Annotated in this window: 27 protein-coding genes; 13 read left to right on the top strand and 14 right to left on the bottom strand. The window is 64.9% G+C overall.

The window, feature by feature from the left end; genetic code table 11:
• Positions 1 to 119: 119 nt before the first annotated feature.
• The 4 genes from AWB82_RS29735 to AWB82_RS29750 form a co-directional block, all read right to left on the bottom strand.
• Positions 120 to 419 (bottom strand): hypothetical protein, encoded by a 300-nt coding sequence (locus tag AWB82_RS29735; RefSeq protein ID WP_143756918.1) that lies wholly within the window; start codon positions 417 to 419, stop codon positions 120 to 122.
• A complete protein-coding gene (locus AWB82_RS29740; protein ID WP_086972910.1) occupies positions 416 to 1,345 on the bottom strand; it encodes a hypothetical protein in 930 nt (309 codons plus the stop codon). The genes AWB82_RS29735 and AWB82_RS29740 overlap by 4 nt, the downstream gene beginning before the upstream one ends.
• 337 nt (positions 1,346 to 1,682) lie before the next feature.
• Positions 1,683 to 2,189 (bottom strand): CBS domain-containing protein, encoded by a 507-nt coding sequence (locus tag AWB82_RS29745; RefSeq protein ID WP_086972911.1) that lies wholly within the window; start codon positions 2,187 to 2,189, stop codon positions 1,683 to 1,685.
• 61 nt (positions 2,190 to 2,250) lie between these two features.
• Positions 2,251 to 2,562: a TFIIB-type zinc ribbon-containing protein gene (locus tag AWB82_RS29750; RefSeq protein WP_086972912.1), complete on the bottom strand. Its 312-nt coding sequence runs from the start codon at positions 2,560 to 2,562 to the stop codon at positions 2,251 to 2,253.
• 228 nt (positions 2,563 to 2,790) lie between these two features.
• On the opposite strand from AWB82_RS29750, the gene AWB82_RS29755 reads away from it, so the two are divergent.
• Positions 2,791 to 3,489 (top strand): carbonic anhydrase, encoded by a 699-nt coding sequence (locus AWB82_RS29755; protein WP_086972913.1) that lies wholly within the window; start codon positions 2,791 to 2,793, stop codon positions 3,487 to 3,489.
• A gap of 57 nt (positions 3,490 to 3,546) precedes the next feature.
• Here the strand turns inward: AWB82_RS29755 and AWB82_RS29760 are convergent, their stop codons facing one another.
• Positions 3,547 to 4,092: a DUF4142 domain-containing protein gene (locus AWB82_RS29760; protein WP_086972914.1), complete on the bottom strand. Its 546-nt coding sequence runs from the start codon at positions 4,090 to 4,092 to the stop codon at positions 3,547 to 3,549.
• Between the two features lie 137 nt (positions 4,093 to 4,229).
• Between AWB82_RS29760 and AWB82_RS29765 the strand changes: the two genes are divergently transcribed.
• Together AWB82_RS29765 and AWB82_RS29770 are read left to right on the top strand one after the other, a co-directional pair.
• A complete protein-coding gene (locus AWB82_RS29765; protein ID WP_086972915.1) occupies positions 4,230 to 4,451 on the top strand; it encodes an FmdB family zinc ribbon protein in 222 nt (73 codons plus the stop codon).
• Positions 4,452 to 4,657: 206 nt separating this feature from the next.
• Positions 4,658 to 4,933 carry a DUF1488 family protein gene (locus tag AWB82_RS29770; protein WP_086972916.1) on the top strand — a complete coding sequence of 92 codons (276 nt, stop codon included), beginning with the start codon at positions 4,658 to 4,660 and terminating at the stop codon, positions 4,931 to 4,933.
• A gap of 36 nt (positions 4,934 to 4,969) precedes the next feature.
• On the opposite strand, the gene AWB82_RS29775 is transcribed toward AWB82_RS29770, so the two are convergent.
• Both AWB82_RS29775 and AWB82_RS29780 read right to left on the bottom strand, forming a co-directional pair.
• Positions 4,970 to 5,425, bottom strand: a complete 456-nt coding sequence (locus AWB82_RS29775) for a response regulator (protein ID WP_086972917.1) — start codon at positions 5,423 to 5,425, stop codon at positions 4,970 to 4,972.
• A gap of 92 nt (positions 5,426 to 5,517) precedes the next feature.
• On the bottom strand, positions 5,518 to 6,018 hold the full coding sequence (locus AWB82_RS29780) for a DUF883 family protein (RefSeq protein WP_086972918.1): 501 nt from the start codon (positions 6,016 to 6,018) through the stop codon (positions 5,518 to 5,520).
• A 322-nt stretch (positions 6,019 to 6,340) separates the two neighbouring features.
• Here AWB82_RS29780 and AWB82_RS29785 point away from each other — a divergent pair, with 322 nt between their 5' ends.
• Positions 6,341 to 7,291 carry a DMT family transporter gene (locus tag AWB82_RS29785; protein WP_086972919.1) on the top strand — a complete coding sequence of 317 codons (951 nt, stop codon included), beginning with the start codon at positions 6,341 to 6,343 and terminating at the stop codon, positions 7,289 to 7,291.
• A 5-nt stretch (positions 7,292 to 7,296) separates the two neighbouring features.
• Here the strand turns inward: AWB82_RS29785 and AWB82_RS29790 are convergent, their stop codons facing one another.
• From AWB82_RS29790 to AWB82_RS29800, 3 genes are all read right to left on the bottom strand, one after another.
• A complete protein-coding gene (locus tag AWB82_RS29790; RefSeq protein ID WP_200818224.1) occupies positions 7,297 to 7,830 on the bottom strand; it encodes a cupin in 534 nt (177 codons plus the stop codon).
• A 69-nt stretch (positions 7,831 to 7,899) separates the two neighbouring features.
• Entirely contained in the window at positions 7,900 to 8,154 is a 255-nt protein-coding gene (locus AWB82_RS29795; protein WP_200818225.1) for a hypothetical protein, read from the bottom strand.
• 30 nt (positions 8,155 to 8,184) lie between these two features.
• Entirely contained in the window at positions 8,185 to 8,532 is a 348-nt protein-coding gene (locus AWB82_RS29800) for a hypothetical protein (protein ID WP_086972944.1), read from the bottom strand.
• Positions 8,533 to 8,765: 233 nt separating this feature from the next.
• Here AWB82_RS29800 and AWB82_RS29805 point away from each other — a divergent pair, with 233 nt between their 5' ends.
• The 6 genes from AWB82_RS29805 to AWB82_RS29830 all read left to right on the top strand — a co-directional run bounded on the left by AWB82_RS29805 (position 8,766) and on the right by AWB82_RS29830 (position 17,729).
• The gene (locus AWB82_RS29805) at positions 8,766 to 9,683 is read left to right on the top strand and encodes a LysR family transcriptional regulator (protein ID WP_086972920.1); all 918 of its coding nucleotides are present in this window, start codon (positions 8,766 to 8,768) and stop codon (positions 9,681 to 9,683) included.
• Between the two features lie 188 nt (positions 9,684 to 9,871).
• Positions 9,872 to 12,202: a two-partner secretion domain-containing protein gene (locus AWB82_RS29810; RefSeq protein ID WP_235023493.1), complete on the top strand. Its 2,331-nt coding sequence runs from the start codon at positions 9,872 to 9,874 to the stop codon at positions 12,200 to 12,202.
• Positions 12,175 to 13,938 carry a ShlB/FhaC/HecB family hemolysin secretion/activation protein gene (locus tag AWB82_RS29815; protein WP_235023494.1) on the top strand — a complete coding sequence of 588 codons (1,764 nt, stop codon included), beginning with the start codon at positions 12,175 to 12,177 and terminating at the stop codon, positions 13,936 to 13,938. The genes AWB82_RS29810 and AWB82_RS29815 overlap by 28 nt, the downstream gene beginning before the upstream one ends.
• 8 nt (positions 13,939 to 13,946) lie before the next feature.
• Positions 13,947 to 14,603, top strand: a complete 657-nt coding sequence (locus AWB82_RS29820) for a FecR family protein (RefSeq protein ID WP_086972922.1) — start codon at positions 13,947 to 13,949, stop codon at positions 14,601 to 14,603.
• Positions 14,604 to 14,697: 94 nt separating this feature from the next.
• Positions 14,698 to 16,926 carry a CHASE2 domain-containing protein gene (locus AWB82_RS29825; RefSeq protein ID WP_086972923.1) on the top strand — a complete coding sequence of 743 codons (2,229 nt, stop codon included), beginning with the start codon at positions 14,698 to 14,700 and terminating at the stop codon, positions 16,924 to 16,926.
• Positions 16,927 to 16,946: 20 nt separating this feature from the next.
• Positions 16,947 to 17,729: a 3',5'-cyclic-nucleotide phosphodiesterase gene (locus AWB82_RS29830; RefSeq protein WP_086972924.1), complete on the top strand. Its 783-nt coding sequence runs from the start codon at positions 16,947 to 16,949 to the stop codon at positions 17,727 to 17,729.
• A gap of 42 nt (positions 17,730 to 17,771) precedes the next feature.
• Here AWB82_RS29830 and tehA read toward each other — a convergent pair whose 3' ends face one another.
• The 3 genes from tehA to AWB82_RS29845 form a co-directional block, all read right to left on the bottom strand.
• Entirely contained in the window at positions 17,772 to 18,821 is a 1,050-nt protein-coding gene (gene tehA / locus AWB82_RS29835; protein WP_086972925.1) for a dicarboxylate transporter/tellurite-resistance protein TehA, read from the bottom strand.
• A 127-nt stretch (positions 18,822 to 18,948) separates the two neighbouring features.
• Positions 18,949 to 19,218, bottom strand: coding sequence for a hypothetical protein (locus tag AWB82_RS29840; protein WP_086972926.1), 270 nt, complete (start codon positions 19,216 to 19,218; stop codon positions 18,949 to 18,951).
• A gap of 155 nt (positions 19,219 to 19,373) precedes the next feature.
• Positions 19,374 to 20,348, bottom strand: coding sequence for an alpha/beta fold hydrolase (locus AWB82_RS29845; protein ID WP_086972927.1), 975 nt, complete (start codon positions 20,346 to 20,348; stop codon positions 19,374 to 19,376).
• A gap of 131 nt (positions 20,349 to 20,479) precedes the next feature.
• On the opposite strand from AWB82_RS29845, the gene AWB82_RS29850 reads away from it, so the two are divergent.
• Positions 20,480 to 20,803 carry a hypothetical protein gene (locus AWB82_RS29850; protein ID WP_086972928.1) on the top strand — a complete coding sequence of 108 codons (324 nt, stop codon included), beginning with the start codon at positions 20,480 to 20,482 and terminating at the stop codon, positions 20,801 to 20,803.
• A 7-nt stretch (positions 20,804 to 20,810) separates the two neighbouring features.
• Here the strand turns inward: AWB82_RS29850 and AWB82_RS29855 are convergent, their stop codons facing one another.
• Entirely contained in the window at positions 20,811 to 22,292 is a 1,482-nt protein-coding gene (locus tag AWB82_RS29855) for an NCS1 family nucleobase:cation symporter-1 (RefSeq protein WP_200818226.1), read from the bottom strand.
• Positions 22,293 to 22,460: 168 nt separating this feature from the next.
• Between AWB82_RS29855 and AWB82_RS37775 the strand changes: the two genes are divergently transcribed.
• Positions 22,461 to 22,631 (top strand): hypothetical protein, encoded by a 171-nt coding sequence (locus AWB82_RS37775; protein WP_159462639.1) that lies wholly within the window; start codon positions 22,461 to 22,463, stop codon positions 22,629 to 22,631.
• A 92-nt stretch (positions 22,632 to 22,723) separates the two neighbouring features.
• Positions 22,724 to 23,635 carry a YihY/virulence factor BrkB family protein gene (locus tag AWB82_RS29860; protein WP_086972929.1) on the top strand — a complete coding sequence of 304 codons (912 nt, stop codon included), beginning with the start codon at positions 22,724 to 22,726 and terminating at the stop codon, positions 23,633 to 23,635.
• The last annotated feature ends 21 nt before the right edge of the window (positions 23,636 to 23,656 follow it).

Consider the following 23,656-nt stretch of genomic DNA (forward strand, 5'->3'; position numbering starts at 1 on the left):
TACATGGACTAGCTCCTGATAGTCCAAGAATTCCGCCGCACCCCCAACCCCGACATTTGTATCTGGCCGTGACATTTCCTGTAGGTCCCAAGTTCAAATTGAAGAAACGATTGCAGGCCTCATTTCGACTCAAGTTCCCGTGAATCACCTTCATCGTCGGGGCGATCCTGCGTCACTGCGATGTAGGGCTTTAACGCGGGCTGATATGTGGACAGTAACAACAACGATGCGCCGCCCAGTTTGCGCGCGAACTCGTCGTCCAACTTGCCGCCGTGCGCTTCGATCGACCACGGCATGACAAGCGAAGTTGCGCGCAGCTGTTCGAGCGCGGCGCGATCTACCGTGCATGTCTCGATCTGGTTGCCGTCTTCGTTAAAGGCAATCACAACGCAGCGCGCCTTTCGTAGCGAATTACTCATCCTGTAAATCTCCCTCTGAGACAATTTGAATATCGTTGCATGGCGCGTTCTTTGCAAGTTGCCCAGTAGCCTTTATCCATCGCGGCATAGGCGCTACATTCGGCCATATCAAGCTCGTATTCGAGTTCGCATCGTGCCTCTTCCGCGGGAGTCAGGAAGACGCCAGCGACATCCTCCGTCCGATCGAGCAGGTTTCCTGACTCAAACTCGAACGGCGACGCCTTGCCGAGCGATGTGCTTTCGTCGCCGAAGTTCATTGCCAACAGGCTATCGTCGTCTGAACTGCTTCCTCCGAGAACGGCCCCAGCCGCGTCCTCGACCGCGCCGAGCCAGTCGAAACTACTACTGCCGCCAGCGCCGCCGCCCGTGCTTCCCGCGAAGGAATTGGCCCCGCTCATTTTAGCGGTGACGCCGCCGGTGCCCTTGCCTGCCGCCCCACCGCTCGCAACTGCGCCGCGCTGGCTGATCGGAATGTAGTCGGGATCGCGCGGTGCGTATTGGAAATCAACCTGCTTCGGCCAACGCTGGGGCGCGTCGGATGGCACATCGAATCTTGGCGACAGGCGCCATCCCCGATCCACCACCGGGATCAACTCGCCATCGCGCACGGCCTTGCGAAAGAATCGCTCGATCTCTTCGTTCGAGGCTGGCTGCTTCCAGTGAGCAACATTCAAGAAAACCTGAAGGAAGCGCTGAGTGGTGCGCAAGGCTGTACCGCCCCCGACCGTGCGCAAATCGAGGTTCGGGCGGAAGTATCGATCGAAGGCGATGCGATCTTCATCGACCGTCTTACGCGCGTCTTTCTTGAGAAACCAGAACTCTGTGCCGCATTGATGACGCGGAACAAGCGTGCATTGCCAGCCGATATTCAACGGCACATCCAACGTGTTGTAGGACGGTCGCCATTTGCCAAAATCGAAGCCCATTCGACTTTGAACCTCTCAGATTCATTTTATAAGGATTGCAGAATAACCGGACGCAGGCTTTGAGAGTGTCGAAGATTGTTCGATGCCTGCTCTAACGGTATTGAAAGCCGCTTTTCAACAGGGTTGTATCTGGCCGTGACATTTGTCGTAGGTCCCGAGGTCAGATTTCGCGTGTCCGCCGGCCCGAACTACCGCGACATCCGTGATGACGGCCATCGCGGATACGTTGCCCGCGCTTTCAGGTCGTGGCTCGGCCGTTTCCAACGAAATCCGTTTAAAGCGCCGCTCATCGAACGGCGCACCTCGCGTATAAATCGCACGGCCGTGAAGCCCGCCGCTACGCGAAACGCACCGCGAGCGTCTGCGGAATCGAGCTACGTCGCGTGAGCGCACAAGTCGGCGTGTCGTGATGCGGGCCGCGCACATAGCTTTCGAGCTGGTCGATGGCGAACTGCTGCTCATCGATCAGATGCCGCACCATGTCGCCGATCGAAATCATGCCGACGAGCCTTCCGCCCTCGATCACCGGCAGATGACGAATCCGGTGCCGCGTCATCAGCGTCATGCATTCGTCGGCGCTCGTTCCGAGGCTCACCGACATCACCGGCGCGGTCATGATCTGGCATACCGTGGTCGTCCGCGAGGCCTTGTCCTGCAGGATCACCTTGCGCGCATAGTCGCGCTCGGTGACGATGCCGCACACCGCGTCGCCCACCATGACGACGAGCGCGCCCACTTCCGCCCGCGACATCAGCGCGACCGCTTCGTACACGCTCGCCTCGGCGTCGATGGTGTGAACCGTCGTGTCGCTCTTCGTTTTCAGGACTTGCTTCACCGTTGCCATTTGCCGTTCTCCGTTGCTGTTTTTCCGCTGAAATCCTGCCGATGGTCCGCCGTTCAAGCCGTCAATCGAAATCGAAAAGATCGCCGAGAAAGGATTTTTTGCGACGCGTGTGCTCGTGCTTGCCACGCGCATCGCCATAGTGATAACCCTCCTGCCGATGCGTCCGGCGCTCGCGATCATGTCCTCGTTCGTGATATTCGTCGCGCTCGGACGCCTGCGCGTCGGCGAGCGACGCCTGCGCCGCGCGCCGGATGATCTGATCCAGCTCGCCGCGGTCGAGCCACACGCCGCGGCATTGCGGGCAATAGTCGATTTCGATGCCCTCGCGCACGGTCATCAGCAGTTCGGTGTCGGGACATACCGGGCATTTCATGTCGATTCCTTTCTGATTGCTTTCAATGATAGGAATCTAACCGAAGGGCGGAAATCGAAAAATGCGAGTTTTCGAGCGCCCTACTTCGGAAAAACCGAACTAGACGGCGCTCTCGCACTGAACTGGTGCGTGTTGGCCGACTTGCGATCTATCTCAAAACCCCGCAAGCTTTCGCCTTGACGTGACGCGCGTGTTCGCGCGTCGGAACCGCACACCAAAGGCGACATCATGTCCGACAAATCGATGAGCGAAGAACGCCACGGCGCCGATACGCCGGATCTTCTGTATTTGCTGCAAGGCGCAGACGACTTCAGCCGCTTCGTGTTCCCCGACAGCGAAGCGCTCTTCAAGAGCCTCGCGCGCCAGCAGACGCCGCACACGCTTTTCATCACCTGCGCGGATTCGCGCGTATCGCCCGAAATGATCACGCAGACGCGTCCCGGCGAGCTTTTCGTGTGCCGCAACATCGGCAATATCGTGCCGGCTTATGGGGAGATGCTCGGCGGCGTGTCGGCGGTGGTCGAATACGCGGTGCTCGCGCTCAACGTGCGGCAGATCGTGATCTGCGGACACTCGGATTGCGGCGCGATGAAAGGACTTTCGTCGGGCGCGACCATCGCCGATGAAATGCCGACGGTTCACGCATGGCTGCGCAACGCCGAAGCCGCGCGCAGTGTCGTGATGGCGCGAAAGCTGGAGGAAGAGCGCATCGTTCAGGCGATGGTCGAGGAGAACATCCGCCTGCAGTTGACGCACCTGCGCACGCATCCGGCGGTCGCGGGCCGGCTCGCGCTCGGCAAGTTGCAGGTGCAGGGCTGGGTGTACGACATCGGACGTGGCAAGGTGTCGATCTACGACGAAGCCGACAGCAAGTTCGAGTCGCTCGAACAAGCGCGTCTGCGCATGTTGCGCAAAGCCGCGCGCTGACACGCCGTACGCCGCGCCGCGCGCACGGGCGGCGCGCGGCGGGTCATCGCACTACCGCTACTGCACGCCCTTCTTCGCGGCGAGATCCTGCGCCATCTTCAAATGCTGCTGGATGGTCGGCAGCGCCTTCTGCGCGGCCTGCTTGAGCTTGGCGTTCTGCCCTTCTTGCGCTTCCTTCTGGAAGACCTGAACCGCCTCCTGGTGCCCCTGCACGCCGACCTTCTGGATATACGCGGTATCGAATTCCTTGCCGTGCAGCGCCTTCAGCGAATCGAGCGCGGACGTGTCGGAGTTGTCCATCGGCACCGTCACGCCGTGCGGCGCGGCCATCTTCAACTGCATCGCGAGTTTGGTGTGATCGACCATCATGTGATGCGCGAAACTCTTCACGTCCTTGTCCTGCGATTGCTTCGTGGCGAGCTTGGCGGCGTCGATTTCGGTCGATCCCGCCGACGACGCGGCCTGTACGAAAGCCTTGTCGACGGGCGGCAGATCGTTAGCCATCGTCGTGCTGGCCGCCTGAGTCTGGGCGAGCGCGCCGAGCGGCAGCGTCGCGATGAGCGTCGTGGCGAGCGCGGCGCACAGCTTTGTATTGCGATTCATGAAAGGGACCTCCTGAGCCAATGGGTCCCTGCGTTTCAGCAATGGCGGTGCCACGGCGCATCGTGACAGTGACGCAACCGGCTGGCGCGGCGCTTGTTACACTGGCCGGACGAGTCATTTTCTTCGAGCGAAACGTCATGCCTGTCTACGATTACGAATGCGCGGATTGCGGCGCATTCGAAGCCGTCCGTCGTATCGCCGAACGCGACGATCCCGCCGCCTGCCCGCAATGCGGCGCGACGGCCGCGCGCGTGACGATCGGTGCACCAAGCGTCGGCGGCGCGAACTCATCGGCCGGCGGCGATGAAGCCGGCAGCTACGGCATGTCCCATCGCGGCGGCTGCCTCTGCTGCCGATAGCGCGTTTTCGCCGCGCGCCCGGGCACGGTCGTTGCAAAGTCACCCCCACGTACGCCCCGCGCAACGCGGGCGTATCATGCAAGACGACGCTGCGCGGCGCGCAAGGCCGCGCGTAGTCAAGGGCATCGCGATCGCGGGCGCGCTGTTGCAGGTTCCGCGATGATCGCGCTTAACGTGTTCCGGACGAATAACAGGAGGTGATAAGGATGACGATAGAGTTCAGCGGGCGCCGTCATGTCGTAGCGGCGGCGCGTGTCGCTTTCGAGGCGAATGTGGACGGCCGCGAGGTGTGGTGCAGCATTTCCCTCGACGCGCTCAACGATCACTTCGGCAATAGCGGGACGTCGTCGCACGATCTCCTCTCCGCGTTCGAAGGCGGACGCATGCAAATCGAAGAAGGGGCCCGGCGCGCGCTCGAGCGCAACGGCGGCCAGTCGGTCGAACTGGAAACCAACGATTTCAAGGCATCCCGCGGGGTCTAGGTCACGGACGGGCGGCGGCGCAATGCGCCGCCCGCATCAGTGGGCATAGAAGCATTTCAATACGTCGAACATCCACCAGACCGGACACGGCGTTCTGCAAAAGCCGTCATAACCGGCGGCGTGCAACGTGTCGCGCGGGTCGCGCGCGGCATCGGCGGCCAGCGCAATCAGCAACTCCACCTCGCCTTCCGTTCGACCGGCGCTCAGCACCGCGCGCAGCGTGCGCGCCAGCGCGTGATCGTGCGCGTCGCCGATGAGCGTATCCACGAACAGCACTTGCGGCCGCCATGTGCGGATGAACCGCGAAGCGCCCGCCGCATCGCCAATCTGCATGGCCTCAAAGCCGCGCATCGCGAGAAGAAGCGCGAAAGAATCGCCGACGTTCGATTCCGAATGCACGATCAGCACGCGTCGCGTCGCGACCGCCGTCATGGACAGCGGATTCCAGATTTCGCACCGGTCGGTGCATAGGTCGTACGATCGCTCGTCCATATCGGTCCGGCATGGCGAAAAGCGCATGCCGATACCAACAGGTCAGCAAGGTTGAGGCCCGCCTACATCGTGTAATGCGGGCCTTGCGCCTTTTAGCGCGCAGCAAGCAAGCCGACGATCAACCCGCCGACCGCCGCCAGTGCGATCGACCTCCACGGATTCTCGCGCACGTAGTCGCCGGTGCCCTCCTTCGCCTGCCGATACTGCGTCGCGATGACATCCTGCGCGCCCGCCAGAACTTCGCGCGCGCGACGCGGGATCGGCGGCGACGGATGATACTGGCTGCCCTGACCCTGAGCATTCGCGGCGGCGGGCTGCGCGAGCACCGACGGACTGTCGCCGCCTTCGAGCACGCTGCCGTGCACGTGATACGGCGAGTACTTCGCGGGCCTGTGCGCCTCGCCCGGCGTGAGCGGCGTGACGGTCGCGGCTTGCCCGTGCGCCATCCCGGGCGCGAGCGCCGCGTCCATCGTGCTCGCCACCGTGCGGCGCGCAAGCGGCGGATCGACCCGATCGCCCCGATCACCCCGTTCACCCCGTTCACCGTTCGGCATCGGCGTAATCGTGGATGCGCTGCCGTTTGCATTGTCCATGGCTATCTCCAGTTGACTGCGTCCATCGCACTGCAACAAGTCTCATCCATCTTTCGATGTCGCAAGATTCGCACCGAACGGGCCTGCCGGCAACCAGCGCCTCGGCAATCGTGCAAGCCGCGCGGCGCTTGGCAATTTTTCTCACATAACGGTGAGAATTGCTCGTTTGCCCGCGCATCGGCGCGTCCTTACGATGCCTGAGACTGGAGAGAGAAGCCGCGCCGACCGCGCTGTATCTTTCGTTTCACGCCAGGCCGAAACATCGGCCCCGCGCACGCCGATACGATGGCTTCGCTCTCCCACTCCTATTGCGAAGCCCGCCATGAATCCCGTCAATCTTGCTCAACTGTTCATCCTCGCCGCGCTGTGGGGCGGCTCGTTCCTGTTCATCCGCGTCGGCGTGACCGATCTCGGCGTCGCGCCGCTGATGGCGTTGCGCGTGGGCATCGGCGCGCTGTTTCTGCTGCTGATGCTCGCGCTGCGCGGCAAGGCGCGGCAGGCCTTCTCGACGATGCGCGGGCGCGCCTGGCCGCTCTTCGTCGTCGGCGTGCTCAATTCCGCCGCGCCGTTTTGTTTGTTCGCGTATGCGGAGCTCACGCTGACGGCGGGCGTCACGTCGGTCATCAACGCGACGACGCCGCTCTGGGGCGCGATCGTCGCCTATCTGTGGCTCAACGACCGGTTGACGCGCATGCGCGTGGCGGGCCTCGCGATCGGCTTCGCGGGCGTGCTCGCGCTCGTCTGGGATCAGATGTTCGCGCACGACGCGAGCGCACTCCCCGTCTCGCCGATGGCGACCGCGCTGGCCGCGCTCGCGGCACTCGCCGCATCGGCTTCCTACGGCGTCGCGGCGAGCTATACGAAGAAGCATCTGATGGGCGTCGATTCGCTGACGGTCGCGGCCGGCACGATGAGCGCGGCGACCCTTGTACTCCTGCCCTTCGCGCTCGTCTTCTGGCCGGCCGGCGCGGTGTCGCTGCACGCCTGGGGCGCGGTGCTCGGGCTGGGCGTCGCGTGCACGGGCGTCGCCTACATGATGTTCTTCCATCTCATCGCGGTAGCCGGACCGGCGCGCGCGATCACCGTCACGTTTCTAATTCCGATCTTCGGGATTCTGTGGGGCGCGCTGTTTCTCGCCGAACGTGTGTCGATGGGCATGGCCGCCGCCTGCGCGATCGTGCTGGTCGGCACGGCGCTAGCGACGGGCGTGATCAAGCGCGTGCCGTTCTTCGGCGCGCGCCGGACGCAATGCGTGAAGGAAAGTAAAGCCTGATCCGGCTAGTGCCAGTGGCGCGCGAGCGGGCCGTCCTCCCCGGCGACGGGATCGCTTCTCGGAAACGGCAATTCTTCCATCGCGATCCGCTCCTGCTCGCTGATCGCTTCGCGCCTGATATCCCATTGCTGCCCCGGCGGATAAGCGCCGACCACCTGAAACCGCCGGCCCGCCGTTAGCAGGCAATGGCCGGTGCCGGCGGGCAGAACGAGCACGTCGCCGGCGCTGATCGCGATCACGCGGCCGTGCGGGCCGCCGAGAATCAATTCGGCATCGCCCGATGCAATGCCGAGCGCCTCATGCGCGGTCGAATGGAAATGGTGATAGTCGAAAACGCCGTCGCGCCATTGCGGCGGCCAGCCGTTCTGCGCGAACAGGGCTTCGAAACGCCCGGCGAGATCGGCGGTTTTCGGATCGATCGCGGCGTGCCACACGAGCACGGGCAGGCGCGTATTGTTCGGCACCCAGCCATTGGGCGGCAGCATGAAATGCTCGCAGCGGGCGTGTTGCGACAGCAAGCTTACGGTTTGCTCGGCCATGTTGCGCTTCTCCGGAAGAGTTGGAGAAAGCGCAGCAACGGGCGTTCCAGTGGCGTCCGGCGCGCGCCTTCAATGGCCGTGCCAGTGACCTCCGCCGCCAGAAAAGCCGATGCCGAGCGAAACCGACGGCACCGCGTAATATCCCGGCCCATACGCATAACCGTAAGCCGGCGCGTAGCCATATGCCGGCGCAGGCGCGGGCGCATAGCCGTAGGGCGGCGCGTAGACGCAACCGCCGAGACCCGCCGCCAGCACGAGCGCGACAGGCGCGATCAGCGAGCGCCCAAGGCGCGCCGTGTTTCGAGTTCGAGAAGAATTTCTCATGATGATGCCCCTCTCCCGCTTCGCTCCGGCTTACCAGTGGCGATAGCCGTAATAGCCGCCGTGACGCGCATACCCGTCGCGGCGTCCCCAATAACGATAACCATCCCAGTAACGGTCCCCGTGCCAGCCCACGACAACCACGGGCGCGGGCGCGACCATGACCGGCGCCGGCTGATACATGACGGGCGGCGGCTGATACGCGACCGGCGGCGGCGGCGGCGCATAGACGGGCATCGGTGCCGCGTACACCGGCGCGGCATAAACCGGCGCAACGGGAATCCCCACATTGATGCCAAAACTCACGCCCGCCGTCGCCGCTTCGCAAGCGAGGCCCGCCGACAACGCGATACCGATCCCGACCAAGGCCCTCACGTTCATTTCTTCCTCTTCTGATAAGGCCGTCATGAAGACCGCGATGCGATCCTGGATGCCATGCGCGGCCATGAATCCATCGTAGCCGCGCCCGTTGCGCGCTGAGTTACAAGCCCTGTAACAGATGTGAATCCTGAAATGATCGCGCGCAAACGCATGCGAGGCCGCCTCGGCTGCAGGTTGCGCACTCTTGCACCGCCGTGGGATAGTTCCGGCTTCGTGAAACGGATGGCGGCACGATGGATTTGTTGCGAAGCATGAGAATCTTTGCGCGCGTGGCGGAAGCGGCCAGCTTCACCGCCGCGGCGCAGCAAATGGACGTCACGACGGCGCAGGCGTCGCGGGCCGTCACCGAACTCGAAACGCATCTGCGCACGCGGCTTCTGAATCGCACGACGCGCCGCGTCGCACTCACCGATGCCGGCAACCGCTATCTCACCCGCTGCAAGGAAGTGCTCGAACTCGTCGATCTCTCCGAGGCCGAGGCGAGCAACGCGCAAGTGTCGCCGACGGGCGTGCTGCGCATGCACGCGCCGATCACCTTCGGCCAGCACTACGTGGTGCCCGCGCTCACGCGTTATCTGGAAGAACATCCGCTGGTGCGCGTCGAGCTGACGCTTTCGCAACATATCCCGGACATGCTCGACGAAGGTTTCGACGTCTTCCTGCAAGTCACCACGTCCACGCTGCCCGACTCCGCGCTCGTCTCCACGAAAATCTGCTCGATGCCGAGCGTGCTGTGCGCGTCGCCCGGCTATCTGAAACGGGCGGGCACGCCGCAGCGCATCGAGGACCTGACGAAGCACGCCTGCCTGCAACTCGTGACGACGTTTTTCCCCGTCGACCAATGGATCTTCGAGGGTCCGCGCGGTCCGGTCCAGGTGGATCTCGACCCGGGCCGCCTGCGCGTGAATTCCGCCGACGCGCTCGCCGTGGCGCTGTCGAACGGTCTCGGCATCGCGCCGCTGCCGATGCTCTCCGCGCTGCCGTGGCTGCATAGCGGCGCGCTCGTGCGCGTGCTGCCCGAGTGGCAACTCCAGACGATGACCATCTACGCGATGTACGCGTCGCGCCAATACCTCGATGCGAAGATCCGGACCTGGATCACGTTCCTGCGCGAATTCGTCGAAGGCACGCTCGCGAGCGAAGCGGTCTGATCGTCGGATAACAATCGCATTCCTAATACAAAATGCGTTCTTTGGTGCGTCAGCGAACGCACGCGGACGGCGCTTGCGAACGTTCCCTAAACGCGTAGTTGCATGCATGATTCGGAACACTAAACTGCTTGATGGTGCGCCTGCATCTCGTCACGACGATGCACCGCAACAGAAAGGAGTCGTCCGACATGAACAAGACTCTGCGCGCGAGCACCGCGTCCCCCGTGCTACGGCTCTGCACCGCCACGCTCATCGCCACGGCCTTCGCGCATGCGCGCGCGGAGCCGACCGGCGCGCGCGTCGTCGCCGGTTCCGGCTCGGTGACGAGCACGGGCGCGAATACGACGATTCAGCAGAACAGCGGCCGCCTCGCCATCGACTGGCACTCGTTCAACACGCGCTCCGGCGAATCCGTCACGTTTAATCAGCCGGGCGCGAATTCGATCGCGCTCAACCGTGTCGTCGGGCCGCGGCCAACGGCGTTCTTCGGCAAGCTCGACGCGAACGGACAGGTGTTCATCGTCAATCCGGCCGGCGTGATCTTCGGGCCGGGCGCGCAGGTGAATGTCGGCGGATTGCTGGCGTCGACGCTCGGTTTGTCGACCAGCGACTTCATGAGCGGCCACTACACTTTCGCGGGCGACGGGCGCTGGCATCGGCATCGTCACGATGAAGGCGCGGCGGTCGTCAATCTCGGCACGATCACGAGCGCGCCCGGCGGCTATGTCGCGCTGATCGGCGCGCGCGCGATCAACGCCGGCACGATCGACTCGCCCGGCGGTTTCGCGGCGCTCGCGGCGGGAGAACGGATCGCGGTGACGCTGGGCGATCACAGCATGATCGGTTTGTCGGTGGAGCGCGGCGCGCTCAATGCGCTCGCCGCCAATCACGGACTGATTCAGGCCGATGGCGGTCAGGCATGGCTCGCCGCGAGCGCCGAGGACGCGCTCTTCGCCAATGTCGTGAACAACACGGGCATCGTCCGGGCGCGCAGCGCCTCGAACCAGAACGGCGTGATCCGGCTCGTCGCGGATACGGGCGTCGTGCAGGTCGGCGGCACGCTCGACGCGTCCGCGCCCAATGGCGGCAACGGCGGCGTGATCGAGACTGCGGGCACGCAGGTGCGCGTCGCGCCCGATGCGCAGGTCACGACGGCGGCGGCCTCGGGACAAACCGGGACGTGGCGCATCGCGAGCGACTTCGCGGCGCTCGTCGGCGGCGACGACGCCTTCGGCCAGCGCTTCGGCACGATTCGAAGCGCGACGCTTTCGCGCGTGCTCGAATCGACCAACGTGGCGATCAGCGCCGCATCGCCGCCGGGATTCGAGCCGTTCGGTTTCGTGCTGATCGACGGCCCGGTCGCGTGGAGCGGCGTCAACACGCTTTCGCTCGCGGCGCAAAGCGGCATCCGGCTCGATGCGTCGATCAGCGCGCCGCGCGGCACGCTCGCGATGACGACGGGCGGCACGGCCACGCACCAGGCGCCCATCGAAGCGGCCAATGTCGCGCTGCAGGGCGGCGCTGCGAGCTATCGGCTGACGAACGCCGGCAATCGCATCGGCAGGCTGGCGGCCAGCGCCGGCTCGGTTGCCGTCGTGAATGGCGCGCCGCTCGTTATCGGCAGCGTGGCGGGCTTGTCGGGCATTTCGGCGAGCGGCGCGGTGACGCTCACGGCGCCTTCGCTCACGCTCGCCGCGCCCATTGCGAGCCGCGCGAGCGGCACGGCCATCACGCTCGCCGCCACGACCTTCGCCAATCGCGCGGGCGCACAGGCGCTGTCCGCGCCCAACGGCCGCTGGCTCGTCTACTCCGACGCCCCCGACGCCGACACCTTCGGCGGCCTGCAAAGCGGCAACCTCGCCATTTGGGGCGACGCCTACACCGGCGGCGCGGATGCGCGCGCGGCGTCGGCATCGGGCAACCGTTTCGCGTTCAATGCGCTGCAGCAAGTCACGCTAACGGCGATCAACATCGACGTGCCGTTCGAAACGCCGCGCACGCTCGGACCGAACGACGTCACGATCGCGCTGCGCTACAACGGCGCGAACTACGGCAACGCATTCGCCGACAGCCCGGCGATCCACGAGCCGTTCGTCTTCACGGTGACGAGCACGGGCGCGGCCCCGGGCGCGGCGATCGGCACTTACGCGATCACGATCACCGCGGCGGGCGGTCCCACGGGCTACAAAATCACGACGCAAGGCGGCACGCTGCGCGTCGCCGGCCCGCCAGCGCCGCCGCCCGCGCAGCCGGTGACTCCGATCACGCCAATTACGCCGGTCACGCCGGTCACGCCGATTACGCCGGAAACCCCGCCCACGATCATCACGACCGCCGCGACGCTTCCCGGCATTCTCGATTCGGTGCGCACCGACGCGGCCAATCCCGCGCCGCTCGCCAGCCCGACGCCGGGCCTTCAGCCGGAGTCCGCGCCGCTCGTGCAGCAGCGCACCGATTCGACGAGCGACGGCAGCCGTTTGCCGGACGACGCATGGCCCGGTCACGTATGCCGCATGTAAGACCCAAGCGCGTGCAACGCTTCGGGCCCCGCCAACGACGCCGCAGCAGCGCGTCGCGCCGGCTCGCCGTGCTGTTCGCGCTCGTCGCAGCGACGTCGCGCGACATGCGCGATGCGCACGCCCAGACGCTGCCGAACGCGGGCAGCATCCTGCGCGAACAGCAGCAGCAAGCGCCCGCGCCCGTGCCGCCTTCCGACCTGCGCCTGAACGTGACGCCCGCGCCCGAGCGAGCGCCCGTCGCAGGCGATGCGGGCGGCATCCGCTTCGAGGTGAAGGGCTTCGAATTCACCGGCAACACGCTCTTTCCCGCCGCCGAGCTGCTCGATGCCGTGCGTCCGTTCATCGGTCCGGCGCGATCGCTCGACGATCTCGAAAGCGCGGCCGATCGCGTGAGCGCGTTCTATCGGCGGCACGGCTATCTGGTCGCGCGGGCTTACGTGCCGCCGCAGCAGATCGAGGGCGGCGTCGTGCGCATCGCGGTGAGCGAGGGGCGTTACGGGCGCATTGACATCGACAATCGGTCGCGCACGCGCGATGCGGTCGTCGCGCGCTTTTTCGGCGCGCTCAAGTCCGGCGACGTGATCGACGAGCACGCCCTCACCCGCGCCACGCTGCTCGCGCAGGACGCGGCCGGCACGACGGGCGCGAACGCGACGATCTCGCCGGGGCTGCTGCCCGGCACGTCCGACATGACGCTGCTCGTGCCGACGGCGCGGCCCCTGTCCGGCAGCGTGCAGGCCGACAACTACGGCCAGACGACGACCGGCACCGCGCGTCTCATCGGCGCGTTGCAATGGAACAATCCGCTCGGCATCGGCGACCAGTTGGGCGCGCGGCTGCTCGGCTCGATCACCGGGCAGTTCTACGGCAACATCGGCTACACGGTGCCGGTCGGCGGCAGCGGGCTCGCGTGGGGCATCGGCTACACGCGCTCGACGTATTCGGTCGGCGGCCAGTTCGACGATCTCGACGCCTACGGCAGCGCCAACGTCTTCTCGACGTTTTTCAGCTATGCGCTCCTGCGCTCGCCGGCGGCGAACGTGTATACGACGCTCGGCTACGATCACAAGCTGCTGTCGGATCACCTGGGCGCGTTCGATTCCGTGAGCGACAAGACGAGCGACGTCGGACGCATCGGGCTTTCAGGCAATGTCACGCTCGAAAAAAGCATCACGACCTTCGACACGAGCATCCAGCAAGGCAATCTGCGCTTCAAGTCGCCGTTGCCGGAACAGGTCGCGGCGCAGATCGCCGGTTCGTTCACGAAGTTCGTGTTCGCCGTGACGCACACGCAGGTGCTCGGCGATCAGGCCAACGGCACGCAGCTCTACGTCTCTCTGAACGGCCAGACGAGCTCGCGCAATCTCGATTCGTCCGAGCAGATTTCGCTCGGCGGCCCCTATGCGGTGCGCGCCTATGCAACCGGCGACGCGCCCGTCGACGAAGCGTATATCGCGACTATCGAAGTGCGGCAGACGATCAGGCAATCGCTCGTGCCCGTGCTCGTCACGCTGGCCGCCTTCGTCGATACCGCCGACGGCAAGATCGTCGCGCATCCGCTCGTCGCCGGCAGCGATCACGTGCGGCTCTCGGGACTGGGCGTCGGCGCGACCTTCGCCGCGCCGCACGAATTTTTGCTTTCGATGTCGTATGCGCACACGCTCGGTTACGTGCCTTCGACGCTCGGCACCGGCCACGCGAACCGCTTCTGGATCGCGCTCACGAAATCCTTCTGAAACCGATCATGACGCGCGTCCGACGACTTCTTCTCTTCCTCTTTCTGGCGATCAGCGCGCGCGCCGCGTCGAACGCGTCGGCCGAACCCGTCGCGACGATCACGGCGCTCGTCGGCAACGTCGCGATTCAATCGGCGGGCGGCGCGCAGCGCGTGGCGGCGGTGGGCGGCGGCATCGACAACGGCGACACGGTGCAAACCGGCGTCGCGTCTGAGATCGTGATGATCTTCACCGACAAGCAACGCGTGTATCTGAAGCCCGGCTCGGTGTTACGCGTGGACGATTTCCATTACGCGGCGGGCGCGCCGCAGGAAGACCGCAGCTTTCTGTCGCTCGTGAAAGGCGGTTTGCGCGCCGTCGACGGACTCGTCGCGAAGGAAGGCAAGCCGGAGAACTATCGCGTGAAGACGGCGACCTCGACCATCGGCATACGCGGCACCGAATATTCCGTCACCGATTGCGCGAATCCGGAACCCGGCGCGAACGCGGATTGCAAAGGCGATCAGATCGTCGTCTACGACGGGCAGATCGTCGTGATCAATCAGGTCGACAGGCAGATCGTGCGCGCGGGCGAAGGCGCGATCGTCGTGAGTCCGCGCTTGCCGTTCGGCGTGCTGCCGGCATCGCGCGTCACGCCGGTTTTGCCGTCGGCGGCGTGCCGTTAGCGATCGCGGCGATGAGCGAGAACGCGAGCCGCGACGCGGACATCATTCGGGCACCGCGTCTGCACGCGGCGAACGAGCCGATCCGGATCGCGCGATGAGCACGCGCGAGCCGCTCGCGTTCACGCTGAAACGCTCGGGCGCGCGCTGGGCGCTCGGGCTCGCGATCGTCCTCGCGCTCGCGGGGCACGCTCTGTCGCGCTACGACATCCGTTTCATCGATTCGCTCGACGCGATGATCTACGACGCGAAAGTGCGTCTGTTCATGCCGCGCACGACCGACACGCGCATCGTGATTCTCGACATCGACGAGAAGAGCCTCGCCGAACTGGGCCGCTGGCCGTGGGATCGCGCGCGCATGGCGGCGCTCGTCGATACGCTGTTTTCGCGCGAGCGCATTGCGGTGCTCGGCTTCGACATGGTGTTCGCCCAAGCCGATGCAAGCTCGGGCCTTCCCGTGCTCGACGAACTCGCGCGCGGCGCGCTCGCGGACGACGCCGCTTACCGGCAAGCGCTCGATCGCCTCGCGCCGCGCCTCGACTACGACCAGCGCTTCGCCGATGCGCTCGCGGGCCATCCCGTCGTGCTCGGCTTCTACTTCTCGAATCGGGATGCGTCGAGCGGCGCGATTCCAGCGCCGCTGATGAGCGCGAGCGCGTTCGGCGCGCATCCGCTCACGCTCTTCGACTGGACGAGCTACGGCGGCAATCTGCCCGTGCTGCAACAGGCCGCGAAGCGCGCGGGTTACTTCAATCCGGTGATCGATTTCGACGGCTCCGTGCGCCGCGTGCCGCTTGTCACCGCGTTTCGCGACGGCGTGTACGGCGCGCTCTCGCTCGAAGTGATCCGCGCGCTTTTCGGCGACGCCTCGGTGACGCCGGTTTTCGACGACGCGGCCGATCCGTCCGCCCCGCTCGCGGCACTCGCGCTCACGACGCCGCGCGGCACGCGCACCATTGCCGTCGATGCGAACGGCGCGGCGCTCGTGCCCTATCGCGGCGCGACCGGCAGCTTCCCGTATTACTCCATCGCCGACGTGCTCGCGCAACGCATTCCGGCGAACGCGCTCACGGGCAAGATCGCGCTCATCGGCACGACGGCGCCGGGCCTGATGGATCAGCGCACGACGCCTGTCGGCGAGGTCTATCCGGGCGTCGAGGTGAACGCGACGCTGATCGGCGGCATGCTCGACGGCACGATCCGTTTCCGGCCGCCGTTCGCCCCGGCGTTGCAAGCGTCGCTCCTCGCGCTCGCCGGCCTCGCGATGATCTTCCTCTGGCCGTGGCGCTTTCCCGCCCGCGCGACGATGTTGAGCGCGGCGCTTTTCGCGATCGTCGTCGCGGCGGATCTCCTCGCGTTCGCGCGCCTCGGCTGGTCGATCCCGACGGCCTCGCTGCTGCTCGCCGTGCTCGCGCTCTACGTGCTCAACATGTCGTATGGCTATTTCGTCGAGGCGCGCGCGAAACGGCATTTCGCCACGTTGTTCGGGCAGTACGTGCCGCCCGAACTCGTCGAGGAGATGAGCCGTCATCCCGAGGACTACAGCATGGCGGGCCGGCGCGCCGAACTGACCGTGCTCTTCTGCGACGTGCTCGGCTTCACCGCCATCGCCGAGACGCTCGAACCGGAAGCGCTCGCGCGCCTGATGAACGAGTATCTCGGCACGATGACCGAGGTGATCCGCGCGCATCGCGGCACGCTCGACAAGTACATCGGCGACGCGATCATGGGCTTCTGGGGCGCGCCCGTCGACGATCCGGAGCACGCGCGCAACGCGGTCGCGGCGGCGCTCGGCATGCGCGCGGCGCTCGTCGAACTGAATCGCACGCTCATGGCGCGCGGCTGGCCGACGCTATGGATCGGCATCGGTATAAATACCGGGCCGATGACGGTCGGCGATATGGGCTCGCACGTGCGCAAGGCCTATACCGTGATGGGCGATGCCGTGAACGTCGCGGCGCGGCTCGAAGGACTCACGCGGCTTTTCGATATCGACATCATCGTTGGCGAGGCGACGCGCGAGCAGGTGAAAGACATCGTGTTTCGCGAGATCGATCGCGTGCGCGTGAAAGGACGCGTCGCGCCGATCGCGGTATTCGAGCCGCAGCCAACGCATGAACATGGCGATGCGCTCGCGCGCTGGCACGCGGCGCTCGCGCACTATCGCGCGCGCGAGTGGGACGAGGCGCAAACGCTACTCGCGACGCTCGCGGCGCAGTATCCTGAGCGACAGGTCTATGCGATGTACCGCAAGCGCATCGATGCGCTGCGCGGCGTCGCGTTGCCCGCGGACTGGGATTGCGTAAGCGAATTCGATGCGAAATAAACTCACCAGGCAAACGCATCATGAACGTTCGGGTACTGGGCTGTAGCGGGGCCATCCGCAGCGGCGAAAATGCGGGCGAACCCGGCGGCACGACGGCGCTGCTCGTCGACGAAGACATCATGATCGATGCGGGCACGGGCGTTGCCGTGCTCACCGACGACGAACTCGCGCGCATCGATCACGTGTTTCTCACGCATTCGCATCTGGATCACATCGCGTATCTGCCGCTCATGATCGACGCCGTGAGCGACGCGCGCGACACGCCGCTGACCGTCCACGCGAGCCGCGCGACGCTCGACATTCTTCAGGCGCATATCTTCAACAATCTGATCTGGCCGGACTTCACGCGCATTCCTTCGCCCGATGCGCCGGGCGTGCGTTTCGAAGCACTGGAAGTCGGCGAGTGCTTCGCGCTGAACGGGCGCACCGTGACGGCATTGCCCGCGCGACATTCGGTGCCCTCGATGGGCATTGCGGTATCGAGCGCAGAAGCGTGCCTCGCGTTCAGTGGCGATACGACGAGCAATCCCGATTTCTGGGCCGCGGTTTGCGCTTTGCCCGGACTGCGTTACGTGATCGTCGAGACCGCGTATCCCGATGCGCAAATCGCATTGGCGCATGCGGCGCATCACTATTGCCCGAGACTTATCGCCGACGATCTGCGCGGCATGCCGATGAAAGCGGAGTTGCTGATTTCGCACCTGAAACCGCCGCACGGCGCGCTGATCCTGGAGGAACTGCGCGCCGCGCTTCCGGATGTTTCGCTGCGCGCGTTGCGGGCCGGCGAAGTGCTGACGTTGTGATTCCGCGCCGATAGTTGCATCGCTAATCATTTGCCTCGAAGCTCAACGCGAGCCCGCTGCCGTGCGTCGTCCGATGGCGCGCACGTTGTCGTTGATCGGCGTGACGTTCGGCGGTGTCGATGAAACCGCGGCCGGCAGCAAATTGCCTCGCACGATCGCCCGCAGCGTTCCCGCGATCATGAGACCGATCACCACGTTCGCCACGGCAAACGCTATCGGCGCGATCCACGTCATCGGTCCCGTCGCTCCGCGTTCGACCATGCGGATCGCCATGGTCGGCAATGCGGCTGCGCCGAAGCTGAACGCCCAGTACGAAGGCGTGAATGCGCGCTGACGAATCCACGGCACGAGGCGCGCCAGCATCAGCGCCTGATAGAGGCCATAACCGAGCAGCATGTAAGCGAACATGTCCGGCACGCCATGCGTGATCGCGAGATACGACACGCCTCCGACAACCGGCGGCGCAAGCTGGATGCCGAGGCTCGGGCGCAATGCCTCGGGCAGCGGCTCATGCGCGCCGGCCCGATGCAGCACGATCGATTCGATCGCGAGCCACGAGAACACGCCCGCGCCGAACAACAACATGCCGATTTGCGTGAAACCCAGTCCGGCCGCCGCCGTTGCCGCGACGAAGCTCGGCGCGACCGTCGGCAGATAGATGGCGGGCGTGGTCAGTTCGGGCTGGCGGCCGCCTTGCCAGAATCGCCCTTGCAGATACGCGCCGAGTGCGAGCGAACTCGCGACGCCGATCGCGAAGAGCGCGATTGCGAGTGGCCGCGAATAAGCTTGCACGGCCTGCGCGGCGAGCATCGTCGATACCGGCACGAGCGCCGCGAACGAAGACTGCACCGGATGACGCATCTCCGCGATGGCCGCATCGCGTTCGACGAGCCACTTGCGCCCGTATGCGACGAGAACCGCGAACCAGACGACGAGCGCACCCGTCGTCAGCAGCACGGGCACCGCATCGGGAATGGTCCACACGCGAGCTGCCGCGCGCCATGCACCCGCGAGCGCGAGCGAACCGACAGCGATGCCGAAGAACGCGACCGGCATCGGCGCGCGATTGTTCGTACCAATGTTGCTGTTCATTGCTCATCTCCTTCGATTGCGTCGGAAGCGCGGTTGCGCTCTCGTTGCGTCGTTGGAGAAAGCTTAGTGGCGCAGGCCTTCCGCGCGAATGTCGCGGCGTCTCGTTACGCTGCTCGCGCGTCTCAAATCAGTCGCCGCCGCGCAGCTTCACCGCGATATCGTGCCAGTCCTGCACCGCGTGTTTCAGTTCGCGGCACAGTCTCGGGTCGAGCACATGGAGACGTGACCACAGGTTATCGAGCGTTTTCTCGCGGACTTCGTATACGGCGACCGCCGCGAGTTTGCTTACGCCCGACAGACGCGCCTCGGCATCGACGCACTCCATGTAAAGATGCGCGACATGCGGATCGGCAAGCTCGACGGGACGCAGATGAACAGCGGTGAAGCGTGACTTCATGATGGTTTCCCCGGCTCTCTTTTGTTATCGGCGTGCGTTTTCGCATCGCGACTGCGCGCAGTATGAAGGCCGTGCAAATACCCTGACAAGTCGAAACGTCCGCGCTTCGTGCGCCATGAGTCAGCAAACGTTTTCGGCGTGGCGCGAGGCGCGATTCACTTCGATACGAATGCTTCGATGTGCCGCGCGAGCGCGATCGGATACTGGTACATCAGCGCGTGTCCCGCGTTTGCGACCACATCGAGTTTCGCGCGCGGAATCATCTGTTCGAGATGGCGCGCGTTGGCATCGGCGAGAACATCGTCGTTCGCGCCCGCGACGATCAACGTGCGCACGGGCGAGCGGCGCAAGGCGTCGGCGGCCGAGGCGTTGGCGAACCACTGCGTCATCGCCCGGTCCTGCTGTTGAGCCACCGCGTCGGACACCGGCCGGCCCGTGTAGCCGCGCGGCGCGAACATGTCGCCGATAAAGCACTTCGACGCATCCGCGACGGCATTGGCGGGAAAGAGCGCGCTCATGATCTTCGGGAACGCATCCGCGCCCGAACTCGACAGCACGTGCTGCATTGCGGGCGTGAGCGGCACGGCTTCCGGTCCGGGCGGCGCGGTCGCGATCAGCGTGAGCGATGCGACCTGCTCGCGTGCATCCAGCGCGAGCCGTTGCGCGATCATGCCGCCCATCGACCAGCCGATAACGTCCGCGCGAGAAAGCTTCAGGCCCGCGAGAACATCGGCGGCATCGGCGGCCATGTCGCGCATGTCGTAGTCGGGGCCGTAACGCCCTTCGACCGCCGTCGAACGCCCGACGCCGCGATTGTCGAACACGATGACCTCATGATGCTTCGCGAGCTCGCCGAGAAAGTACGCGTTCCATTCGCCGAGCGTCGCGCGATAACCGGTGATGAGCAGAAGCGGCGTTCCGTGCCCGAAGCGCGCGTAGCCGATCGGCCCGTTCCTGCCTTGCAGCGTTTTCACATGCACGGCGGCGTTGTGGTCGGGCCGCGTGGTCTGCAAACCGCAGAGCTGGTTCTGGCCGAAGGACACATCGTCGGCGAATGCGAACGATGCAATCGACAACAGCGCGACGGCCACGCACGACGACACGGCGCGAACGAGCAATGTGGGTTTCATCAAGGCTCCGGGGCGAATCTCGGCGAAGGTTCGTGTGGAAGAAAAAACACGATGCGCCGACGACAGCGAGGAATAATAGGCGGCGGATCGTGCGCCTTCAACAAGAGCTTAAGAACAAGGAGTTCAAGCAAATGAATCGAGTCTTCCGTTCATGCCTTCTTCCCGTCGCCGCTGCATTCGCGCTTGCCGCGTGCAGCACGCCCGTCGAGTTTTCGGCGAGCGCCAATCCGCCCTCGTGGAACAATGACGGCGACGCCGATTTCAGCGGTATGGACAATTCGATGTCCGCGTGCAAGGCCACCGCGAAACAGGCCGGCGCGGGCCGTTGCACGCAGGTGCGCGCTTACGAGGCGTGCATGAAGGACAAGGGATACATCACCGTGCTCGGGCCGGAAAATCCGCCGAACTGCGGCCAGCCCGAATGGGAACAGGCCGCGCGCAAATGGCTGAAATGACGCCGCGTTATTTTCGGTTCGCCATGCGCATGAACACGACGTAAAGCAGCGCGCCCACCGCCGCGCCGATCAGCCAGCCGAGATTGTTCGGCGGCAGGAGCTTGAGCATTTGCGTCGACAGTTCCCAGCCGACCGAGATCGCGCCCGAGACAAGCAGCGCCGCGAGCCCGACCTTGTTCCAGCCGCCGTCGTAGTAGAAGCGTCCGCCGGGCTGCATCGAATAAAGCTCGGCGGTTCGCACCTGCTGGCGCTTCACGAGGTAATAGTCGGACATCATCACGCCGTACATCGGCGCGAGCACCGCGCCGAACACGGACACGAAAATCGTGATCGCCTTCGGGCTGTCGACGAAGATCCACGGGCACACGAGCACCGCGAGTATCGACGCGATCAGGCCGCCCTTCTTGAAGTCCACGTGCTTCGGAAAGAGATTGGCGATGTCGTATGCGGGCGACACGAAATTCGCGACGATATTGATGCCCATCGTCGCGATGACGAACGTGATGCTGCCGATCGCCACCCACACCTTGTTCTCGATGCGCGAGACGATCTCGACCGGGTCCATGATCATCGTGCCGAACACCTTCTCGCTGCCCGCCGTGACGATCACGGTGATGATTGCAAACGCAACGAAATTGAACGGCAGCCCGAGGAAATTGCCGATCTTCATCTGCCGCTCGCTTTTCGCGAAGCGCGAGAAGTCGCCGAAGTTCAGCAGCAGCGCGGCGAAGTAGCTCACAACCAGCAGCGTCGCGTTGACCATCGCGTGCAGTTGCTCGTCGCCGCTCAGCACCTTGCCCGAGAGCGTGAGATTCAGGCTGCCGAGGCCCGCGCGATAGAGAATCCATCCCATCAGCACGAACATCACGACATACACGGCCGGCCCGCAAAAGTCGATGAACTTGCGGATGATCTCCATGCCGCGCTGAAAGATGATGAGCTGCAGAAGCCACATGAAAAGAAAGCTCACCCAGCCGAGCATGTCGAGCCTGAGAAAGCTCGTGTCGCGCCATGCGGCGACGGACGGCACGAACAGCAGCAGCAACGTCGCGACGGCCTTCGACGCGAAATACGTCTGCACGCCGTACCACACGATGCCGACCACGCCGCGAATCAGCGCGGCGAGATTCGCGCCCATCACGCCCATCGAGACGCGCGCCATCACCGGAAACGGAATGCCGTGTCTCAGGCTCGGCTTGCCGACCCAGTTCATCAGCACATACACGATCAGAATCCCGATGGTCAGCGCGAGCAGCACCTGCCAGCCCGAGATGCCGAGCAGAAAGAGGCTCGCCGCGAAGGTATAGCCGCCGACGCTGTGCACGTCCGACATCCACATCGCGAAGATGCTGTAACCGTTCCAGGTGCGTTTCGCGCGCGGCACGGGCGCGAGGTCGTGGTTGTAGAGGCGCTCGTCGGCGTTGACGATTTCGGCGTCGGCGCCGAGGGCGGCGGCGTCGGCGGCGGAGCTTGCGTGGGATGCGGCCATGATGTCCTTATCTCCAGTGCTTTCGACGGGCTCGTGTTATGTACCTAGATTAATCCATCAAAAAGCGAAGGTGAAACCGCATCCGCGCTGCGCCGCGGCACGTTAAAGTCCGGCCGTGCGCTTGCCGTTATGTGGAGCATGAGAAAAAAACGCCTTGACTCCCGCGACATGAACAACGCCTTCGCCGCTGCTGCCGAGGCGCTCGCGCTCTTCTGCCGATTGCGCCAGCTCGATGCCACCGAATTGCCCGCTTGCGAGGTCGATGTCCTGCTCGATCTCGCGTTCGAGGAAGCCGCGCAGCAGGCCGCCGCCCGACGCGAGGCACGCCGGCTAGGTTGAAGCGCTTCGGACCTTCGCCACGGGTGCGGATCTTGCTCATCCAGCATCTTGTTCGTCGAAAAGGATGGCCAGCGTTTCGCCGCGGAGGTCCCATGTCGAAGATTCTCGGCCCCGTGCTGGGCCCGCAGGTGAGAAGCGTCGCGCGTCATCCGTTCGGCTTCGCGATGCGCACGATCAAGGCGTTTCGCGCCAATCAGGGTCTGCTGCTCGCGGGCGCGGTCGCATATTACGCGCTGCTCTCCATCGTTCCGCTGCTGATCCTTATCGTGATCGTGCTGTCGAAATTCGTCGGACAGCAGCAATTGCTCGACACGCTCGGGCATCTGCTCGAATGGCTCGTGCCGGGTCAGGCGCACGCGGTCGTGAGCGAACTCGCGAATTTCCTTGCGCATCGCGCGGTGCTCGGCTGGCTTCTGCTCGTCACGATGATCTTTTTCAGCTCGCTCGCCTTCACGGTGCTGGAGAACGCGATGTCGGTGATCTTCGTGCATCGCGTCGCGGTCAGGCGGCGGCATTTTCTGCTCTCGGCGCTCCTGCCGTACTGCTACATCCTGTTTCTCGGCGTCGGCATGCTGATCGTCACGCTCGTGTCGAACGGCCTGCAGGCGATGGGCAGCAACAGCGTCGATCTACTCGGCGTCGAGGTGTCGCTCAGGGGCGTGTCGCGGCTTCTGCTGTATCTGCTCGGCGTCGCGGGGGAGATCTTCGTGCTCACGTCGATCTATCTGGTGATGCCCGTCGGCAGGCCCTCGCTGCGGCTCGCGCTGCTCGGCAGCGTGACGGCGGCCGTGCTCTGGGAAATCACGCGGCACGTGCTCGTGTGGTACTTCGCGACGCTCTCGCAGGTGAGCGTCGTATATGGATCGCTGACGACGTCGATCGTCGTGCTGTTCAGCCTCGAAGCGCTCGCGACGCTGCTGCTGTTCGGCGCGCAGGTGATCTCCGAATTCGAGCGCTTCGGTGCCGACGCCGATGCGCCGCCGCGCCCCTTCACCACGGATTGAAAGCGCCGCAGCATGCCTTCG

The sequence above is a fragment of the Caballeronia glebae genome, assembly GCF_001545035.1.
Classification (GTDB): domain Bacteria; phylum Pseudomonadota; class Gammaproteobacteria; order Burkholderiales; family Burkholderiaceae; genus Caballeronia; species Caballeronia glebae.

Coding starts and splice junctions, on each gene's coding strand:
- AWB82_RS29775 (WP_086972917.1), bottom strand. CDS start 5,425: ATGGACGAGCGATCGTACGACCTATGCACCGACCGGTGCGAAATCTGG.
- AWB82_RS29735 (WP_143756918.1), bottom strand. CDS start 419: ATGAGTAATTCGCTACGAAAGGCGCGCTGCGTTGTGATTGCCTTTAAC.
- AWB82_RS29845 (WP_086972927.1), bottom strand. CDS start 20,348: ATGAAACCCACATTGCTCGTTCGCGCCGTGTCGTCGTGCGTGGCCGTC.
- AWB82_RS29860 (WP_086972929.1), top strand. CDS start 22,724: ATGTCGAAGATTCTCGGCCCCGTGCTGGGCCCGCAGGTGAGAAGCGTC.
- AWB82_RS29830 (WP_086972924.1), top strand. CDS start 16,947: ATGAACGTTCGGGTACTGGGCTGTAGCGGGGCCATCCGCAGCGGCGAA.
- AWB82_RS29805 (WP_086972920.1), top strand. CDS start 8,766: ATGGATTTGTTGCGAAGCATGAGAATCTTTGCGCGCGTGGCGGAAGCG.
- tehA (WP_086972925.1), bottom strand. CDS start 18,821: ATGAACAGCAACATTGGTACGAACAATCGCGCGCCGATGCCGGTCGCG.
- AWB82_RS29850 (WP_086972928.1), top strand. CDS start 20,480: ATGAATCGAGTCTTCCGTTCATGCCTTCTTCCCGTCGCCGCTGCATTC.
- AWB82_RS29755 (WP_086972913.1), top strand. CDS start 2,791: ATGTCCGACAAATCGATGAGCGAAGAACGCCACGGCGCCGATACGCCG.
- AWB82_RS29785 (WP_086972919.1), top strand. CDS start 6,341: ATGAATCCCGTCAATCTTGCTCAACTGTTCATCCTCGCCGCGCTGTGG.
- AWB82_RS29770 (WP_086972916.1), top strand. CDS start 4,658: ATGACGATAGAGTTCAGCGGGCGCCGTCATGTCGTAGCGGCGGCGCGT.
- AWB82_RS37775 (WP_159462639.1), top strand. CDS start 22,461: ATGAACAACGCCTTCGCCGCTGCTGCCGAGGCGCTCGCGCTCTTCTGC.
- AWB82_RS29745 (WP_086972911.1), bottom strand. CDS start 2,189: ATGGCAACGGTGAAGCAAGTCCTGAAAACGAAGAGCGACACGACGGTT.
- AWB82_RS29800 (WP_086972944.1), bottom strand. CDS start 8,532: ATGAACGTGAGGGCCTTGGTCGGGATCGGTATCGCGTTGTCGGCGGGC.
- AWB82_RS29820 (WP_086972922.1), top strand. CDS start 13,947: ATGACGCGCGTCCGACGACTTCTTCTCTTCCTCTTTCTGGCGATCAGC.
- AWB82_RS29855 (WP_200818226.1), bottom strand. CDS start 22,292: ATGGCCGCATCCCACGCAAGCTCCGCCGCCGACGCCGCCGCCCTCGGC.
- AWB82_RS29825 (WP_086972923.1), top strand. CDS start 14,698: ATGAGCACGCGCGAGCCGCTCGCGTTCACGCTGAAACGCTCGGGCGCG.
- AWB82_RS29750 (WP_086972912.1), bottom strand. CDS start 2,562: ATGAAATGCCCGGTATGTCCCGACACCGAACTGCTGATGACCGTGCGC.
- AWB82_RS29790 (WP_200818224.1), bottom strand. CDS start 7,830: ATGGCCGAGCAAACCGTAAGCTTGCTGTCGCAACACGCCCGCTGCGAG.
- AWB82_RS29780 (WP_086972918.1), bottom strand. CDS start 6,018: ATGGACAATGCAAACGGCAGCGCATCCACGATTACGCCGATGCCGAAC.
- AWB82_RS29765 (WP_086972915.1), top strand. CDS start 4,230: ATGCCTGTCTACGATTACGAATGCGCGGATTGCGGCGCATTCGAAGCC.
- AWB82_RS29760 (WP_086972914.1), bottom strand. CDS start 4,092: ATGAATCGCAATACAAAGCTGTGCGCCGCGCTCGCCACGACGCTCATC.
- AWB82_RS29840 (WP_086972926.1), bottom strand. CDS start 19,218: ATGAAGTCACGCTTCACCGCTGTTCATCTGCGTCCCGTCGAGCTTGCC.
- AWB82_RS29795 (WP_200818225.1), bottom strand. CDS start 8,154: ATGAGAAATTCTTCTCGAACTCGAAACACGGCGCGCCTTGGGCGCTCG.
- AWB82_RS29815 (WP_235023494.1), top strand. CDS start 12,175: ATGGCCCGGTCACGTATGCCGCATGTAAGACCCAAGCGCGTGCAACGC.
- AWB82_RS29810 (WP_235023493.1), top strand. CDS start 9,872: ATGAACAAGACTCTGCGCGCGAGCACCGCGTCCCCCGTGCTACGGCTC.
- AWB82_RS29740 (WP_086972910.1), bottom strand. CDS start 1,345: ATGGGCTTCGATTTTGGCAAATGGCGACCGTCCTACAACACGTTGGAT.